The organism is Modestobacter italicus (assembly GCF_019799965.1).
Classification (GTDB): Bacteria; Actinomycetota; Actinomycetes; order Mycobacteriales; family Geodermatophilaceae; genus Modestobacter; species Modestobacter italicus_A.
Window position 1 is genome coordinate 69,813 of record NZ_JABGCJ010000008.1, and the last position, 16,244, is coordinate 86,056.

The 16,244-nt window shown below is 73.9% G+C and carries 18 protein-coding genes; 11 read left to right on the forward strand and 7 right to left on the reverse strand.

What is annotated here, in order from left to right:
• Positions 1–147 precede the first annotated feature (147 nt).
• Together HLA93_RS18200 and HLA93_RS18205 are read right to left on the reverse strand one after the other, a co-directional pair.
• On the reverse strand, positions 148–1,161 hold the full coding sequence (locus HLA93_RS18200; protein WP_222195853.1) for a LacI family DNA-binding transcriptional regulator: 1,014 nt from the start codon (positions 1,159–1,161) through the stop codon (positions 148–150).
• A 148-nt stretch (positions 1,162–1,309) separates the two neighbouring features.
• Positions 1,310–1,600 carry a hypothetical protein gene (locus HLA93_RS18205; protein ID WP_222195854.1) on the reverse strand — a complete coding sequence of 97 codons (291 nt, stop codon included), beginning with the start codon at positions 1,598–1,600 and terminating at the stop codon, positions 1,310–1,312.
• 134 nt (positions 1,601–1,734) lie between these two features.
• Here HLA93_RS18205 and fabG point away from each other — a divergent pair, with 134 nt between their 5' ends.
• The 4 genes from fabG to HLA93_RS18225 are packed head-to-tail and all read left to right on the forward strand — an operon-like array spanning position 1,735 to position 4,895.
• Positions 1,735–2,439 carry a beta-ketoacyl-ACP reductase gene (gene fabG, locus HLA93_RS18210; protein ID WP_222195855.1) on the forward strand — a complete coding sequence of 235 codons (705 nt, stop codon included), beginning with the start codon at positions 1,735–1,737 and terminating at the stop codon, positions 2,437–2,439.
• Between the two features lies 1 nt (position 2,440).
• On the forward strand, positions 2,441–3,208 hold the full coding sequence (gene fabI / locus HLA93_RS18215) for an enoyl-ACP reductase FabI (protein WP_222195856.1): 768 nt from the start codon (positions 2,441–2,443) through the stop codon (positions 3,206–3,208).
• Positions 3,205–4,389: a ferrochelatase gene (locus HLA93_RS18220; RefSeq protein ID WP_308128231.1), complete on the forward strand. Its 1,185-nt coding sequence runs from the start codon at positions 3,205–3,207 to the stop codon at positions 4,387–4,389. The genes fabI and HLA93_RS18220 overlap by 4 nt, the downstream gene beginning before the upstream one ends.
• Before the next feature lie 17 nt (positions 4,390–4,406).
• Positions 4,407–4,895: a GNAT family N-acetyltransferase gene (locus HLA93_RS18225; RefSeq protein WP_222195857.1), complete on the forward strand. Its 489-nt coding sequence runs from the start codon at positions 4,407–4,409 to the stop codon at positions 4,893–4,895.
• A 17-nt stretch (positions 4,896–4,912) separates the two neighbouring features.
• On the opposite strand, the gene HLA93_RS18230 is transcribed toward HLA93_RS18225, so the two are convergent.
• Positions 4,913–5,653 (reverse strand): hypothetical protein, encoded by a 741-nt coding sequence (locus HLA93_RS18230; protein ID WP_222195858.1) that lies wholly within the window; start codon positions 5,651–5,653, stop codon positions 4,913–4,915.
• 113 nt (positions 5,654–5,766) lie between these two features.
• On the opposite strand from HLA93_RS18230, the gene HLA93_RS18235 reads away from it, so the two are divergent.
• Positions 5,767–6,198 carry an NfeD family protein gene (locus HLA93_RS18235; protein ID WP_222195859.1) on the forward strand — a complete coding sequence of 144 codons (432 nt, stop codon included), beginning with the start codon at positions 5,767–5,769 and terminating at the stop codon, positions 6,196–6,198.
• A gap of 103 nt (positions 6,199–6,301) precedes the next feature.
• A complete protein-coding gene (locus HLA93_RS18240; protein WP_222195860.1) occupies positions 6,302–7,558 on the forward strand; it encodes an SPFH domain-containing protein in 1,257 nt (418 codons plus the stop codon).
• 78 nt (positions 7,559–7,636) lie between these two features.
• Here the strand turns inward: HLA93_RS18240 and HLA93_RS18245 are convergent, their stop codons facing one another.
• Positions 7,637–8,644, reverse strand: coding sequence for an RNA polymerase sigma factor SigF (locus HLA93_RS18245; RefSeq protein WP_222195861.1), 1,008 nt, complete (start codon positions 8,642–8,644; stop codon positions 7,637–7,639).
• Positions 8,641–9,138, reverse strand: a complete 498-nt coding sequence (locus tag HLA93_RS18250; RefSeq protein ID WP_222195862.1) for an ATP-binding protein — start codon at positions 9,136–9,138, stop codon at positions 8,641–8,643. Before HLA93_RS18250 ends, HLA93_RS18245 begins: the two co-directional genes overlap by 4 nt.
• A gap of 277 nt (positions 9,139–9,415) precedes the next feature.
• On the opposite strand from HLA93_RS18250, the gene HLA93_RS18255 reads away from it, so the two are divergent.
• Positions 9,416–10,423, forward strand: coding sequence for a DNA topoisomerase IB (locus HLA93_RS18255; protein WP_308128232.1), 1,008 nt, complete (start codon positions 9,416–9,418; stop codon positions 10,421–10,423).
• A 143-nt stretch (positions 10,424–10,566) separates the two neighbouring features.
• On the opposite strand, the gene HLA93_RS18260 is transcribed toward HLA93_RS18255, so the two are convergent.
• Entirely contained in the window at positions 10,567–10,965 is a 399-nt protein-coding gene (locus HLA93_RS18260; RefSeq protein ID WP_222195863.1) for an STAS domain-containing protein, read from the reverse strand.
• Between the two features lie 240 nt (positions 10,966–11,205).
• Complete coding sequence (locus tag HLA93_RS18265) at positions 11,206–11,727, reverse strand: hypothetical protein (protein ID WP_222195864.1); 522 nt, start codon at positions 11,725–11,727, stop codon at positions 11,206–11,208.
• Between the two features lie 178 nt (positions 11,728–11,905).
• On the opposite strand from HLA93_RS18265, the gene HLA93_RS18270 reads away from it, so the two are divergent.
• The 4 genes from HLA93_RS18270 to ligD (HLA93_RS18285) all read left to right on the forward strand — a co-directional run bounded on the left by HLA93_RS18270 (position 11,906) and on the right by ligD (HLA93_RS18285) (position 16,181).
• Entirely contained in the window at positions 11,906–12,493 is a 588-nt protein-coding gene (locus tag HLA93_RS18270; RefSeq protein ID WP_222195865.1) for a DUF1360 domain-containing protein, read from the forward strand.
• 195 nt (positions 12,494–12,688) lie between these two features.
• Positions 12,689–13,699, forward strand: coding sequence for a non-homologous end joining protein Ku (gene ku / locus HLA93_RS18275; protein WP_222195866.1), 1,011 nt, complete (start codon positions 12,689–12,691; stop codon positions 13,697–13,699).
• Positions 13,700–13,705: 6 nt separating this feature from the next.
• A complete protein-coding gene (gene ligD / locus HLA93_RS18280; protein WP_222195867.1) occupies positions 13,706–15,190 on the forward strand; it encodes a non-homologous end-joining DNA ligase in 1,485 nt (494 codons plus the stop codon).
• A 73-nt stretch (positions 15,191–15,263) separates the two neighbouring features.
• On the forward strand, positions 15,264–16,181 hold the full coding sequence (gene ligD / locus HLA93_RS18285) for a non-homologous end-joining DNA ligase (RefSeq protein ID WP_222195868.1): 918 nt from the start codon (positions 15,264–15,266) through the stop codon (positions 16,179–16,181).
• The last annotated feature ends 63 nt before the right edge of the window (positions 16,182–16,244 follow it).

Below are 16,244 nucleotides of genomic sequence, written 5' to 3' on the forward strand. Positions count from 1 at the left end.
CTCGTCGGGGTGGGTGGGTCGTCATGGGACAGCGTCGTCCTCTCAGGAGTACCGGACCGGTCGGTGGTTTGAAGCGCTTCAACGACCGTGCGAAGAACGTAACCGTCGTCACATGTGGGGTCAACGCCAGCTCGCCGACCGCGCCGGTCAGGGGGTCTCGGACGCCCGTCCGACGGTGCTCTCCCGCGCGATCAGAAAGGGCTCGAGGGTCACCGAGCGCTCGGTCCCGGCCGGGCTCCCGTCCAGCTGGGCCAGCAGCAGTTGGGTGGCCCGGCGGCCCATCTCCTCACCCGCCTGGTCCAGCGTGGTGATCGGGATGACGCTGTTCCACGCGGCCCGGTTGTTGTCGTACCCGACCACCGCGACGTCCTCGGGCACCCGAAGCCGGCGGTCGACCACCAGCGACTGGATGAGGCCCAGCGCCAGCAGGTCGGCGCCGGCGACGATGCCGTCCGGGACGTCCCGGGCCGGCCGGGCCAGCAGGTCGGCGCCGACCCGGCGACCGTCTTCCACCCGGACGCCGGAGGTGTGCATCCGCTCCAGCGTCACCGCCCCGCCGCTCTCGCGGACGGCGCGCTCGACCCCCTCCAGGCGCTGCCGGACGACGGTGAGGTCGTCCGGCCCGGCGAAGACCAGGCGCCGCCGCCCCAGCTCGATGAGGTGCCGAGCGGCGAGGTGGCCGCCGTGCACGTTGTCGGTCTGCACCGTCCAGACCTCCGGGCCCACCGACGGGTCGTTCAGCACCACCAACGGCATGCCCCGCGCGCGCAGGGACGTCGTCTCGCCCAGGGCGTTCTGCTGCGGCGCCAGCAGCACGCCGGCGACCCGCTCCTCCTCGAAGAGATCGAGGTAGGTGTGCTGCTTGTCGTCGTCGAGGTCGGCGTTGGCCAGCAGCACGTTCATGCCCGAGCGGCTGGCCTCCTGCTCGGCGCCGCGGGCCATGTCCAGGAAGAAGGAGTTGCTCAGGTCGATGACCACGAAGCCGAACGTCGAGCTGGTGCCCGAGGAGAGGGAGCGGGCGGCACCGTTGCGGACGAAGCCGAGCTGCTCGATCGCCGTCTCCACCCGGCGACGGGTGCCCTCGGCGACCTTGCCCGGGTTGTTCAGCACGTTGGAGACGGTGCCCAGCGACACCCCGGCCGCGCGGGCGACGTCGAGCATGCTCGGTGACGGTCTGCGCACCCCGCTGCTGCGCTCCTCGGTCGGTGCCTGCCGTGCCTGACCCCGGGACGATACCCAGCCGGGCCTCCGGCACCTGACCGCCACCACGACGGCCCACCCGCCCTGGGGAGGCCGGGTGCGGCGGTGCTCAGGTGTCGGCGAGGAGCCGACCGAACACCTCCGACCGCCGCAGCGCGACGTCCCGCCCGCCCAGCGCGGCGACGTCCAGGTGGTCGCGGACGAGCTCCAGGGCCGCGCCGGACAGCGCGGTCACCGACCCGGCGTCGATCACGTCCACCCGCACCGGCTCCCGGCCGTACCGGCGCTGGAACGCCAGCACCGCCTCGGCGTCCACCGCGCCGGCCAGGCACAGCGCCCGCCCGTCGGCGGTGTTGAGCAGCCGGACCAGGCCGCGCTGCCCGGGCGGGGACGACGTCACCTGGTCAGTCTCCCGCCACCTCCGCCCGGCCGCCCGGTCGACGACCGGCACCGGGCCTCGCCCGGGTGTGACCTGAGCCCACCGACTAGGTTCACCTCGACGAAACGCACGGTCGGCTCGATGAGGTGGGCGCAGTGGGCAGGTCGGTGCTGGTGACCGGTGGCAACCGGGGGATCGGGCTGGCGATCGCCCGCTCGTTCGCCGAGGCGGGTGACTCCGTGGCGGTGACCCACCGCGGCAGTGGCGCTCCCGAAGGGCTGTTCGGCGTGCAGTGCGACGTCACCGACGCCGCCGCGGTCGACCGCGCGTTCACCGAGGTCGAGGAGCACCAGGGCCCGGTCGAGGTGCTGGTCAGCAACGCCGGCATCACCCGCGACGGGCTGCTGCTGCGGATGGGCGAGGACGCGTTCACCGACGTCATCGACGCCAACCTCACCGCCGCCTACCGGGTCGCCAAGCGCGCCGCGCCGAAGATGGTGCGCGCCCGGGCCGGGCGGATGGTCTTCATCTCCTCCGTCGTCGGGCTGCTCGGTTCGGCCGGTCAGGTCAACTACGCGGCGAGCAAGTCCGGTCTGGTCGGGCTGGCCCGCTCGATCGCCCGCGAGCTGGGCACCCGCAACATCACCGCGAACGTGGTGGCACCGGGGTTCGTGTCGACCGACATGACCGCGGAGCTGCCGGAGAAGCGGCAGCAGGAGATCCTCGGGCAGGTGCCGCTGGGCCGGCTCGCCGAGGCAGACGAGATCGCCGGCGTCGTGCGCTTCCTGGCGAGCGACGCGGCTGGGTACATCACCGGGGCGGTCGTCCCGGTCGACGGCGGACTGGGGATGGGGCACTGACATGGGCATTCTGGACGGCAAGAAGATCCTCATCGCGGGTGTGCTGACCGAGGCCTCGATCGCCTTCTCGGCGGCGCGGATCGCGCAGGAGCAGGGCGCCACCGTCGTCCTGTCGAACTTCGGGCGCGCGTTCTCGCTGTGCCAGCGGATCGCCAAGCGGCTGCCGCAGGAGGCGCCGGTCGTCGAGCTCGACGTCACCGACACCGAGCACCTGTCGACGCTGGCCGAGCGGCTGCGCGAGCACGTCGACGGCCTGGACGGCGTCGTGCACTCCATCGGCTTCGCGCCGCAGGAGGCGATGGGGGAGGGGTTCCCCGAGGTCGCCTGGGAGCACGCCGCGACGGCGTTCCAGGTCTCGTCCTGGTCGCTGGCCTCCCTCACCCAGGCCTGCCGCCCGCTGTTCGGCGACACCGCCTCGGTGGTCGGGCTGACCTTCGACGCCACCGTCGCCTGGCCGGTCTACGGCTGGATGGGCGCGGCCAAGGCGGCGCTGGAGTCGACCTCCCGCTACCTGGCCCGCGAGCTCGGCCCCGAGGGCGTCCGGGTGAACCTGGTCGCCGCCGGACCGTTGCGCACCATGGCGATGAAGTCGATCCCGGGCAGCCAGCAGTTCGAGGAGGCATGGGAGGGCCGGGCGCCGCTGGGCTGGTCGGTCACCGACACCGAGCCGGCGGGCAAGGCCGTCGCGGCCCTGCTCTCGGACTGGTTCCCGGCCACCACCGGCGAGATCGTGCACGTCGACGGCGGCTTCCACGCGGTGGGCGTGTGACCGCGGTGCCCGCGCCCGACCTGTCCCGCCCGCGGTACCCGCTGCCGGAGGGCGCCTCGATCACCCCGGCCGGGCAGCTGCCCGACCAGGAGCCCTCACTCGCCGTCCGCAACAACGGCGGCGTCGCGCCGTCGGCCGAGTCCGCGCCGGCCGGCCGCCGGGAGGCGCTGCTGGTGCTCGGGTTCGGTGGCCCCGAGGGCCACGACGACGTGATGCCGTTCCTGCTCAACGTCACCCGCGGCCGCGGCATCCCGCCGGAGCGGCTGGAGGCCGTCGCCGAGCACTACCACCACTTCGACGGCGTCAGCCCGATCAACGACCAGAACAAGGCGCTCGTCGCGGCGCTGGAGGGCGAGCTCGCCGCCGCCGGCACCGACCTGCCGGTGTACTGGGGCAACCGCAACTGGGCGCCCTACGTCGAGGACGTCTGGCGGCAGATGGCCGAGGACGGGATCGAGCACGCCTTCGTGCTGGCCACCTCCGCGTACGCCTCGTTCTCCGGCTGCCGGCAGTACCATGAGGACGTCGCCCGGGCCCGGGTCGCGCTGGAGCTGGACCCGACCGCGCCGGCCGGTCCCACCGCGGAGAAGCTGCCGCACTACTTCGACGCACCGGGCTTCGTGCAGGCCAACGCCGACGCGCTGGCCGCCGCGATCGCCTCGCTTCCGGAGGACCTGCGCGGCAGCGCCCGGCTGGTGGCGACCGCGCACAGCATCCCGAACGCGATGGCCGCCGTCGCCGGGCCGCAGGGCAGCGCCTACGAGGCAGAGCTGCAGGCGGCGGCGCAGGCGGTCGTGGACGCCGCCGCCCCGGGGCGGCCGTTCGACCTGGTCTGGCAGAGCCGCAGCGGGCCGCCGTCCGTGCCGTGGCTGGAGCCCGACGTCAACGACCACCTGCGGGCGCTCGCCGAGTCGGGGGAGAAGGCGGTCGTCGTCTTCCCGGTCGGCTTCATCAGCGACCACCTCGAGGTCATCTGGGACCTGGACAACGAGGCGGAGGAGACCGCCGGCGAGCTAGGCCTGGCCTTCGCCCGCGCGGCGACGGCCGGCACCCACGAGGCGTTCGTCCGGTCGCTGCGGGAGCTGCTGGAGGAGCGTCGCGCCGGCGGCGAACCGCGGCTGGGCACCAACTGCCCGGCCTCCTGCTGCTTCGTCCAGCGTCCGGCGCGTCCGGCCGCCTGATGGTCCCCGGTGTCCCGGTGAGCGACCGTGGGGCGCCCTCGGACGTGCAGGTCGTCCCGGTGCACGTCGGTGAGCCCGAGGTGCTCGCGCTCGTCGACGCGCTCACCGCTGAGCTGGCCGGCGGCGGCTACCGGGCCGAGGAGACGTTCGGCTACTCGCCGGAGCAACTCGCGGCATCTGACGTGCACCTGGTCGGCGCCCGGTCAGCCGGCGAGCTGGTGGGGCTCGGTGGCGTCGAGGTGCCCGGCGACGGCACGGCCGAGCTGAAGAGGTTCTTCGTCGTCCCGGCGTGCCGAGGGACCGGTACCGCGGACGCGATCATGACTGCCCTGGTCGACCACGCCGTGGCGCACGGCGTGCGCCTGCTGCGGCTGGAGACCGGCGACCAGCAGCACGCGGCGATCCGGTTCTACCGCCGGCACGGTTTCGTCGAGGTGCCCAGGTTCGGCCCCTACGTGGTGAGTGCGACCTCGGTGTGCATGGCCCGCGAGCTCTCCCCGAGCTGACCCGTGCGCGTCCCGGCTCAGCCGCGCGGCACCCAGTTGTAGGCGGCAACGGTGGCCTCGCGGACGGCGGTGGCCAGCGGGCGCAGCGCCTCGTCCCGGGCCGCCGCCTGAGCGTGGGTGACGGCCGCACCAGGGGCGTCGGCCATGGCCAGGTCGAGCACCTGGCGCAGCCGCTGCGCCCGCCCGAGCACCGAGACGGCGAGCGGGTCGTGGTCCTCGGGCAGGCCGGGCGCCCGCACGCCCTTGGCGAGGCCGGCGAGCAGCGAGGGGACCTCGGGGTGCCAGCGGGCCAGGTCCAGGGAGGCCAGGGTGCGCGCCGCATCCCCGACCGCGAGGTCCAGCGCCCCGGACGCCGCCCGCAGCGTCCCCTCGACGGCGGGGGCGGTCGGCGGAGCGCCGTCCAGCGCGACCGCCGTCCAGGCCACCATCTCCGTGCCCAGCTCCTCGGGCACGAGGGCGACCCGGGCGCCGACGGCGACCTGGCCCGAGTCCAGGGCCAGCGCGGTCAACGCGGGGACCGCCGGCACGCCGCGGGTGTCGCCGGGGCTGGGGAGGACCAGCCGCAGCCGTTCTTCCCCGAGGCTGCGCAGGGCGGTCAGCGCCCAGCCCAGCGGCACCGCCTCGTCGGTCCCGGGCATGCCGGCGACCCGGTGGGCGGTGACCCCTGTCGTGGCGTCCAGCGCGTCGTCGTAGGAGCAGCGGCCGGTGAGCCAGGCGGTGGCCCAGACGGCGAGACGGCCGGCGGCGAGATCGTGCACGGTTGTCGAGGCTACGACGGCCCCGCCACCCACCGTGACCGCAGGCCTGGCGGGCCGGACGCGGGCGCCCGTGCGCCGCCCCGTCCGGCTGGGTCCGTGCCAGACTGCGGAGCGTGCCTGCCTGGTTGCTCTGGTTGATCGCCTCCGGCCTGTTCGCCGCGGGCGAGGTCGCCAGCCTGGACCTGGTGCTGCTCATGTTCGCCGGCGGCGCGCTCGGCGGGATGGGCGTGGCCCTCCTCACCGACAACGTGCTGCTGCAGCTGGTGGCGTTCATCGTCGTCTCGACCGCGCTGCTCGTCGTCGTCCGGCCGGTCGCCAAGCGGCACCTGGTGGACCGCACGCCGGAGCAGATCGACGGGGTCGCCACCTACGTCGGCCGCACGGCCGTGGTGAGCCAGCGGGTCGACGAGCACGCCGGACGGGTCCGGATGGGCGACGACGAGTGGACGGCGCGCACGCAGCTCGACGGTGAGGCCTACGACGTGGGCGACGAGGTCCGCATCGTGCAGATCGAGGGCCCGATCGCCTACGTCAGCCACATCTGAGGTCGCGATCGGGTGACGCGCGGGTCCCGAGGGGTGACCCACCGTTCCGGAAGGGGCAGGATCGGTGGCACGCACCGCCTCCTAGGAACGGAGCACCTCCCTCGTGGAACCCGCCCTGATCGCGCTGATCGTGATCGCCGTGCTCGTGGTCTTCGTGCTGGCCAAGAGCGTGACGATCGTCCCGCAGGCGCAGGCAAAGGTCGTCGAGCGCCTCGGTCGCTACAGCCGCACGCTCTCCCCGGGCCTGGCCCTGCTGGTCCCGTTCGTCGACCGGGTGCGCGCGACGATCGACCTGCGTGAGCAGGTGATCTCCTTCCCGCCGCAGCCGGTGATCACCGCCGACAACCTGCAGGTGGGCATCGACACCGTCGTCTACTTCCAGGTCACCGACCCGCGACTGGCCGTGTACGGCATCGCGAACTACATCACCGGCATGGAGCAGCTGACCACCACGACGCTGCGCAACGTCGTGGGTGGGCTGAACCTGGAGGGCGCGCTCACCGGCCGGGACGGGATCAACTCCCAGCTGCGCAGCGTGCTCGACGGCACCACCGGGCCATGGGGCCTGCGGGTGGCCCGGGTGGAGATCAAGGCGATCGACCCGCCGCCGTCCATCCAGGACTCGATGGAGAAGCAGATGCGCGCCGACCGCGACAAGCGCGCGGTCATCCTCACCGCCGAGGGGCAGCGGCAGTCGGCGATCACCACCGCCGAGGGCCAGAAGGCGGCGGCGATCCTGTCGGCGGAGGGCAAGAAGCAGGCCGCGATCCTGGACGCCGAGGCCGAGCGGCAGAGCCGGATCCTGCGCGCCGAGGGTGAGCGGGCCGCGCTGTTCCTCCAGGCGCAGGGGCAGGCGAAGTCGATCGAGACGGTCTTCCAGGCCATCCACGACGGCAAGCCCGACCAGGGGCTGCTGGCCTACCAGTACCTGCAGACCCTGCCGAAGATCGCCCAGGGCGACGCCAACAAGATGTGGATCGTCCCCAGCGAGTTCAGCAAGGCGCTGGAGGGGCTGTCCAAGCTGGGCGGTGGGTCCGAGGACGGCGAGAGCCGGTCCTGGCTCGACGTGGGCGAGTCCTCCGGTGGCAACGGCGGAGGCTCCAACGGCGGGGGCGACGGGCCCCGCCCGGGGCTGGACACCAGCACCTGGTTCGAGTCGCAGCTGCCCCGGGCGGCCGACCAGCCGGAGGCGAAGATCGAGCTGACCAGCATCACCGACCAGCCGGTGGGCACCACGCCGCAGATCCCGACCCCGCCGCCGCTGTCGCAGGTCAAGCAGGACGTCCAGGAGAGCGGCCCCGCGGCCGACCCGCGCAACCGCCGCGGGGACGACGACCCGCTGCAGCTGCCACCTTCCTGAACCACCGGACGCCAGTGGCCCAGAACTCGGTGAGCTCTGGGCCACTGGCGTCCACGGCCTCCGGGCCGGGGGGATCCATCAGTCCTTGAGCAGGCCCTCACGGAGCTTGGCCAGGGTCTGGCTGAGCAGCCGGGAGACGTGCATCTGGGAGATGCCGATGTCGGCCGCGATCTGCGACTGGGTCATGTTGCCGAAGAACCGCAGGATCAGGATGCGGCGCTCGCGGGCCGGGATGGTGGCCAGCAGCGGCTGCAGCGACTCGCGGTACTCCACGCCCTCCAGTGCGGCGTCCTCCTCGCCCAGCGTCGCCGCCAGGGTGGGGGAGTCCTCCTCGCCGGAGAGCCGCTCGTCCAGCGAGCTGCTGCGGTAGGCGTTCGCCACCGCCAGCCCCTCGAGGACCTCGGCGCGCGGGATGCCCAGGTGCTCGGCCAGCTCCGACGGCGTCGGCGCGTGCCCGTTCTTCTGGGACAGCTCGCTCACCGCGGCGTTCAGCGACAGGTGCAGCTCCTGCAGCCGGCGCGGCACCCGCACCGACCAGCCCTGGTCGCGGAAGTGCCGCTTGATCTCACCGGTGATCGTCGGGACGGCGAAGGACAGGAACTCCACGCCGCGGGTCGGGTCGAACCGGTCGATCGCGGCGATCAGCCCCAGGGTGCCGACCTGCAGCAGGTCGTCGAAGGGCTCGCCGCGGTTGCTGAACCGGCGGGCGAAGTGCCGGACCAGGGGCAGGTGCTCCTCGACCAGGATCTCCCGCAGCCGCTCGCGGCGCGGGTCGCCCTTCTCCAGGCCGGCCAGCTCCGCGAACAGCGGTGCGGTCCGCTCGGCGCGCTTCCGGTTGTCCGACATCGGCACCGGGTCGGCGGCCGGCTCGATGGTCGCGGCGGACTCGTCCGCCACGGACGGCGTGGTGGCCGGCGCCGCCCCGGTCTCGTCCGTGCTGGGCTCGTCGGTCATCGGGTTCGTCTCCGGGGCGGTGTCGCCGATCGGGGAGGTGTCGCCGGCGACGGCGCTGGGGCGCGCAGCCTCACCGGCGCCCAGGACGGTGTCGTGGGCGGCCGGCTGGTCCGTGGCAGCCGACCGGGTCACCGTGCGACCGACACGTCGCTGTCGGGCTGCTCGGTCAGGGCGTCGAGCGCGCTGTACCGGCGCAGCTGCTTGACCAGCGAGATGCAGGCCACCGGGGTGGCCGACCCGTCGCCGGCGAGCACGGTGGCCTGGGTGCTGGGGCCGGCCTCGACGGTGTCGACCAGGGTGTGCAGCACCGCCCAGCCGAACCCGTCGCGGGGCACGTCGACGCCGGCGGCCGTGGGCACCCAGGCGTCGATCCGGAGACCGTCGCGGCTGACCTCGAAGACCACGGTCAGGGGCGCATCGTCCAGCACCACGGAGGAGAGCGTGGCGCAGGCCTCGTCGACCGCGAGGCGGAGGTCCTCCACCGCGTCCAGGTCGAAGTCCATCCGCAGCGCCAGGTCAGCGGCCATCGCGCGCACCGCGGGCAGCTGGGTCGGCGAGGTCGGGACCCGCAGCTCCAGCCGCTCGGTGCGCCGTTCGCCGGTGGCGGCGGCCGAAGTGTCGCCCATGCGTCGTTCGCTCCTTCGTCGTCCGCGCGCTCCCGGACGGGAGCGCGGTGGCCCATCATCGCGCACCCGCCCGCAGCTCCGTGCAGGAGCGCGAGCGACGAGGCGGTCGCCGTGCGGTGGTGCCCCGGGCCGAGCCCGGTTCCCCGACTACCGACCGACCGGAGTGCCATGCCCGGACGGCGGGGCGGCCAAACACGCATCGGCTTTTCGGTTGCGGGCGAGGTGACCTGGGCCGTGTCCGGGTTTGAGGCCACCCGGTCGTGCCCATCTCAAGGCCGTGAGACTCCGCCGCAGTGACGTGCACGCCCCGGGCTGGACCCGGCGCCGCGCCGGGCGCGGCTTCGCCTACCACGACAGTGACGGGGTGCTGATCAAGGACGAGCGGCTCGACCGGCTGCGGTCCCTGGCGATCCCGCCGGCCTGGAAGGACGTGTGGATCTGCCCGTGGCCCAACGGCCACATCCAGGCGGTCGGCACCGACGCCGCCGGTCGCCGTCAGTACCGGTACCACGACGAGTGGCGGGTGAAGCGGGACGCCGCCAAGCACGAGCGGGTGCTGGAGATCTCCCACCAGCTGCCGGACGTCCGGGACGAGGTGGTGGCCGCGCTGCGCACCCGCGGCCTCAACCGGGCGCGGGTGCTGGCGTGTGCGGTCCGGCTGCTCGACCTGGGCGCCTTCCGGGTGGGCAGCGAGCAGTACGCCGAGGACAACGGCACCTACGGACTGGCCACGCTGCGCCGGGAGCACGTCTCGGTCCGCGGCGAGCGGGTGTTCTTCCACTACACCGCCAAGGGCGGCATCGACCGGGAGGTCGAGCTGCTCGACCGGCCCACCGCCACCGTCGTCCGGCAACTGCTCGAGCGCCCGGTCGAGGAGGGTGGCGAGCTGCTGGGCTATCGCCTGGCCGACGGGAGCTGGCACGACGTCACCAGCGACGAGATCAACGCCTACCTCAAGGAGGTCAGTGGCGCGGAGATCACCGCCAAGGACTTCCGCACCTGGACGGCGACGGTGATGATGGCCGCCACCCTGGCCGAGGCCCCGCCGCCCACCAGCAGGACGGCGCGGCAGAAGGTGGTGCGGCAGGCCTACGTGAAGGTCTCCGAGCAACTGGGCAACACCCCGACGGTGTGCAAGAACAGCTACGTCGACCCGCGCGTGGTCGACCGGTACGAGCACGGCGAGACCGTCGTCGAGGCGCTGGCCGAGGCAGCCGGGGCGCCCGACGACCGGACGGCGCAGCGGACCATCGAGCAGGCGGTCTGCCAACTGCTCAGCGCCTGAGGAAGGGCCCCGTCGCCCCCCACCACTCGCAAGCTCGTGGCGGGCCCCTGCGACGGGGCCGCTGACGGCACGTCACCACACGACGACGGCGGCTCCCCTCCGAGGAGGGGAGCCGCCGTCGTCGTACCGGTCAGTGCCTGGGGTCAGGCCTTCTCGGCGATCGTGAAGAGGTCGATCAGGCCGGTGACCTCCAGCGGGCGGGTCACGGCGCGGGTGTTGGCCACCAGCCGCAGCCCGACGTCGCGGGAGCGCGCCGACTTCTGGGTCTCGACCAGGACGGCCAGGCCGGCCGAGCCGAGGAACTGGACACCGCACAGGTCGATGACCAGCGCGGTCGGCTGCTGCTCGAGCTGGGTGTCCAGGGACGCCCGCAGGACGGGGGCGGTGAAGGTGTCGACCTCGCCGACGACCGTCACGGTGACCGTGCCGTCGCCGTCGGTGGACGTCGACAGCGTGATCACGTCGTCGAAGGGCGCTTCGTTCGTGTCGGCCGGGGCCGACACGTCACGCGAGCCTTCGGCGGGTGAGTCGGATGAGGTCACGGACTGCAGCTCCTCTCAGCGGCGGTGCACGTCGGGCACGCGCTAGCCCGGACAGCCTACTGCTGCATGCCGTCCGGTCCACGCGGCCCGGGACACCGAGGTTCCGGACACGCCTCCCGGGGCGCCCGGGCAGGCGACGGCTGGCTGCTCAACCGCGGTGCCCAACCTAGTGCCGGCATGATCGCCGCACCAATCAGACGTCCGGCGGGCCGGCCGGGCGGGCGGCCCGCCGGACGGGAGTCAGCTCCCCTCGACGACGTGCACCGCGCTCTCCTCCGGGCCCTCGCCGCCCACCGGCGCGTCGGCGAAGGCCTCCACGTCGTCCCCGGTGCGGTTGGTGCCCGTGTCGCTGAGCCGGTCGGTGTCCTCGTCCTGGTCCAGCTGGGCGAAGGCACGGTCGGGGTCCTCGGCCGGGCGCACGTCGGGCGCGTCCTCGGGGACCTCGCGGTCCAGCCGGCCCGACAGGGACTCGCCCTCGGACTGCTCGAAGGCGGTGGTGCCGAAATCCACGGTCTGGTGGTCGTCGCGCCCGCCGGGCTCCGGGGCGAACTCCGGGTCCTCGGCGCGGGCCATGGTCGGGCTGTCGTCCTGCGAGACCTCGGGGACGCCGTTGTCCTCGGGGAAGACGTCGCGGGCGGTCTGGCCCTCCGGGCCGACGTCCCCGCGCGGGCCGTCGGTGGTGCCGGTGAGGCCACGCTCGTCATCGGGGAACTCGGCGTCGTTGAGCGCAGAGTCGCGGGCGGCGCGGTCCGGGTCGGTCATCGTGGTGCCTCCGTTCTGCGTGCGTCCGTGCGGGCACGCGCGTCCGTCCAGGTGGACGGGGGAGCCGGTCGGGTGACCGGCGTCTGGGCATCGCCCTACCCGCGCACCCGCCGGGCATGCGTGAGCCGGGTCGCCCCCGCCCGGGCATGAGGTCGGCCGGCCGGGGTACGGCGCGGGGATGGCGATCACAGACGACGTGCAGCGGATCAGTGCCCCGGTCCGCCGGTGGGCTCGCACCCAGAAGCAGGAGTACACCCACGGCGAGGCCCGTCCGCTGGGTGCCGACCTGGGCGCGATGGGCGTCTACCTGGGCCTGGTGAGCGCCGCGGCCACCGCCATCCGGGTGTCCGGTCGGGAGCTGCCCACCCGCATCCCGCTCGGCGACGCGGTGCTGCTGACCGTCGGCACGTTCCGGCTGGCCCGGCGGATCGCCAAGGACCCGGTCACCGCCCCGGTGCGGGCACCGTTCGTGAGCTACCAGGGCACCTCGGGCGAGGCCGAGGTCGCCGAGGAGGTCCGCGAGCACGGCGGGGTCAAGCACGCGGTGGGGGAGCTGCTCACCTGCCCGTTCTGCATGGCGCAGTGGGTCGGCACCGGTTTCGTCCTCGGCTACGTGACCGCGCCACGGGCCACCCGGCTGGCCGCGCTGACGATGACGATGGTGGCCGGTTCCGACGTCCTGCAGTTCGTGTACGACGCGATCCAGAACGGTGCCCTGCAGCCGGGGGGCGACGAGTCGGGGAGCATCACCGGCCAGGACGTCTGACCGCGACCCGACGATCACCCTGCGTCGCCGACCGCGGGCGCCGCGGCCGGTGGCGACAGGCCGCACCGGTCACCCGTCGGGGTGGACGACTACGCGGAGTGGCGGTCTCGAGCTGTCGGGTCGGGCGCGCAGCGCCTATCCTGCGATCTTGACGGGACGCGGTCGTCGCGTGCCCTGCGGCCCAGGAGGTACGGCGTGCGGTCCATCTGGCGTGGCGCGGTCTCCTTCGGGCTGGTCAGCATCGCGGTGAAGCTCTACTCGGCCACCGAGGACCACGACATCCGGTTCCACCAGGTGCACAAGGCCGACGGCGGCCGGGTGAAGTACCGCCGGGTCTGCTCGGTCGACGGCGAGGAGCTCGAGTACGGCGACATCGCCAAGGGCTACGAGCTGCCCGACGGCCAGCTGGTCGTGCTGACCGACGCGGACTTCGACGAGCTGCCCCTGGTCACCACCCGGGAGATCGAGGTGCTGCAGTTCGTCGACCAGGAGCAGATCGACCCGATCCACTTCGAGAAGACCTACTACCTGGAGCCCGACGGCGTCGCCACCCGCCCCTACGTCCTGCTGCGCACCGCGCTGGAGAACGCCGGCCAGGTGGCGATCACCAAGATCGCCATCCGGCAGCGGGAGTCGCTGGCCGCGCTCCGGGTGCGCGAGGGCGTGCTGGTGCTGCACACGATGCGCTGGCCCGACGAGATCCGGCGGCCCTCCTTCGGCTTCCTCGACGAGGAGGTGCCGGTGCGGCCGCAGGAGCTGGCGATGGCGGAGTCGCTGATCTCCACGATGGCCGGCGACTTCGACCCGGCGCAGTTCACCGACGACTACCGCGAGGCGATGACCGCGCTGCTGGAGGCCAAGCAGTCCGGTGGTGACGTGCAGCCGGCGCCGGAGGCCGCCGACGACGGCGGCGGCGCGGTGGTCGACCTGATGAGCGCGCTGCGGCGCAGCGTGGAGCGGGCGGGCGGGGCTCCGGTCCCGTCGCAGGACGCCGACGAGGAGCCGGCCCCGGCGGAGGAGGAGACCACCGCCCGCAAGCCGGCGAAGAAGGCGGCAGCCGCCGAGGGCAAGGCGCCCGCCAAGAAGGCCGCGGCGAAGAAGGCCGCCCCGAAGAAGGCCGCGGCGGCAGGCGACGACGCAGCGGCAGACGACGACGCGCCGGCGAAGCCGGCCAAGCGTGCCCCCCGGGCCCGCAAGACCGCCTGACCTCGGGTGGCCGCACCCGATCCGCTGGCGACGTACCGGGCGAAGCGCGACCCGTCCCGGACCGCGGAGCCGGTGCCGCCGGCCGGGCGACCGCTGCCGGCGGGGGACGACGACACCTTCGTGGTGCACGAGCACCACACGCCCCGCGGCCGCACCGGCGAGCGGGTGCACTGGGACCTGCGGCTCGAGCGGGGCGGGGTGCTGAAGAGCTGGGCGGTGCCCAAGGGCCCGCCGACCGAGCCGGGGGTGAACCGGCTGGCGGTGCCCACCGAGGACCATCCGCTGGAGTACGCCTCCTTCTCCGGCACCATCGCCGCCGGCGAGTACGGCGCCGGGGTGTCGACCATCTGGGACGCCGGCCGGTACGCCACCGAGACGTGGACCGACGACCACGTCACCGTCGCCTTCGACGGGCAACGACTGTCCGGCCGCTTCGTGCTGTTCCGGCTGCCCGACGGCAGCTGGGCGCTGCGCAAGCTGGACGCCGACCCGGTCACCGACGCACCGGTCGCCGACGGGGTGCCCGAGGACCTGGTGCCGATGCTGGCCGCGATCGGCGAGCTGCCCCGGGCCGACGACCTGCGCTGGGGCTACGAGTTCAAGTGGGACGGCGTCCGGGTGCTCGCGCACGTGCGCGGTGGCCGGGTGCGGCTGCGGGCTCGCAGCGGCAACGACGTGACGGCGACCTACCCCGAGCTGCACGCCCTGCCCGCGGCGCTCGCCGGCCACGACGCGGTGCTCGACGGGGAGGTCGTGGCGCTGGACGCCCGTGGCCGGCCGGACTTCGGGCTGCTGCAGGGGCGGATGCACCGCACCGGCCCCGAGGTCGCCCGACGGGCCGCTGCCGCGCCGGTCAGCTACCTGCTGTTCGACCTGCTCGCACTGGACGGGGAGAGCCTGCTGGCGCTGCCCTACCGGGAGCGGCGTGCCCGGCTGGACGCCCTCGCCGCCGCCTCGGACCGCTGGGTCACCACCCCCTGGTTCCCCGGCGACGCCCCGGGCGTGGGCGCGCAGGTGCAGTCGGCCAGCCGGGAGAACGGTCTGGAGGGCGTCGTCGTCAAGCGACTGGACTCGCCCTACCGTCCCGGCGGCCGGGGGCCGGACTGGCGGAAGGTGAAGAACCTGCGCACCCAGGCCGTGGTGGTCGGCGGCTGGCGGCCGGGCGAGGGCCGGCGGGCCGGCGGGATCGGCTCGCTGCTGGTCGGGGTGCACGACGAGAGCGGCCACCTGGTGTACGCCGGCCACGTCGGCACCGGCTTCACCGCGCGGGCGCTGGCCGACCTGGAGCCGCTGCTCACGCCGCGGGCGACCCCTCCGTTCGCCGGCGCGCTGCCCCGGGAGGTCACCCGGGACGCGCACTGGGTGGAGCCGCTGCTGGTCGGGGAGGTGCGGTACGGCGAGTGGACCCGCGAGGGCCGGCTGCGGCACCCGTCCTGGCGCGGCCTGCGCGACGACGTCCGGCCCGAGGACGTCGTGGTGGAGCCCGCGTGAGCGAGCGTGCGAGCGGACCGATGAGCAGGGCGGCCCGCCGAAGTCGTTCGAAGAGCGCCGGCGAGGAGATCGCGTGAGGCAGCGGGTGCAGATCGAGGGCCGCCAGCTGGAGGTCTCCAACCTGGACAAGGTGCTCTTCCCGGAGGTCGCGTTCACCAAGGCGCAGGTCATCGACTACTACGTGCGGATCGCCCCGGTGCTGCTGCCGCACGTCGCGAGCCGGCCGGTCACCTTCACCCGCTGGCCGAACGGTGTCGACGGGCAGGCGTTCTTCGAGAAGAACAACGCCCGGCACGCTCCGGACTGGGTGCACACCGTCACGGTTCCCTCGCCCGGCAGCTCGCGGGGCCGGGAGACGCTGGACATGGTGCTGCTCACCGCCGTCCCGGACCTGGTCTGGTCGGCCAACCTCGCCGCGCTGGAGGTGCACGTGCCGCAGTGGCAGGTGGACGAGGCCGGCGTCGCGCAGCTGCCCGACCTGCTGGTGCTCGACCTCGACCCGGGCCCGGGCACCGGTGTGGTCGAGTGCGCCCGGGTGGCGCACCGGCTGCGGGAGCAGCTGCTCACCGACGGGCTGGACCCGGTGGTGAAGACGTCGGGCTCCAAGGGGCTGCAGGTGTACGCCCCGATCGAGTGCGCCGACAAGGACCACCCCAGCCGGTACGCCAAGGCGCTGGCTCAGCAGCTCACCCGGGAGACGCCCGAGGAGGTCGTCTGGCGGATGGAGAAGGCGTTGCGGCCGGGCAAGGTGCTGGTCGACTGGAGTCAGAACAACACCGCGAAGACGACGGTCGCGCCCTACTCGCTGCGGGCCCGGCCGCTGGCCACGGTCTCCACCCCGCTGCAGTGGGCCGAGGTCGACGAGCTGCGGGCCGGCGGCGACCCCGAGGCGGCCCGCTTCCGCACCGACGACGTCCTGGCCCGGGTGGCCGAGCTCGGCGACCTGTTCGACGTCGGCGCCCGCACCCGCGCCGTCCTGCCCGGCTCCTGACCGCCCGCCCCTGCCCGGCCATGTCGGCCAACATGGCCGGGCAGGTCGTCCCGGGGGTGGACG

Excerpts from the sequence above, each read along its gene's own strand:
- HLA93_RS18200 (WP_222195853.1), bottom strand. The coding sequence starts at position 1,161 with ATGCTCGACGTCGCCCGCGCGGCCGGGGTGTCGCTGGGCACCGTCTCC.
- fabI (WP_222195856.1), top strand. The coding sequence starts at position 2,441 with ATGGGCATTCTGGACGGCAAGAAGATCCTCATCGCGGGTGTGCTGACC.
- HLA93_RS18250 (WP_222195862.1), bottom strand. The coding sequence starts at position 9,138 with ATGGGCGACACTTCGGCCGCCGCCACCGGCGAACGGCGCACCGAGCGG.
- HLA93_RS18265 (WP_222195864.1), bottom strand. The coding sequence starts at position 11,727 with ATGACCGACCCGGACCGCGCCGCCCGCGACTCTGCGCTCAACGACGCC.
- HLA93_RS18270 (WP_222195865.1), top strand. The coding sequence starts at position 11,906 with ATGGCGATCACAGACGACGTGCAGCGGATCAGTGCCCCGGTCCGCCGG.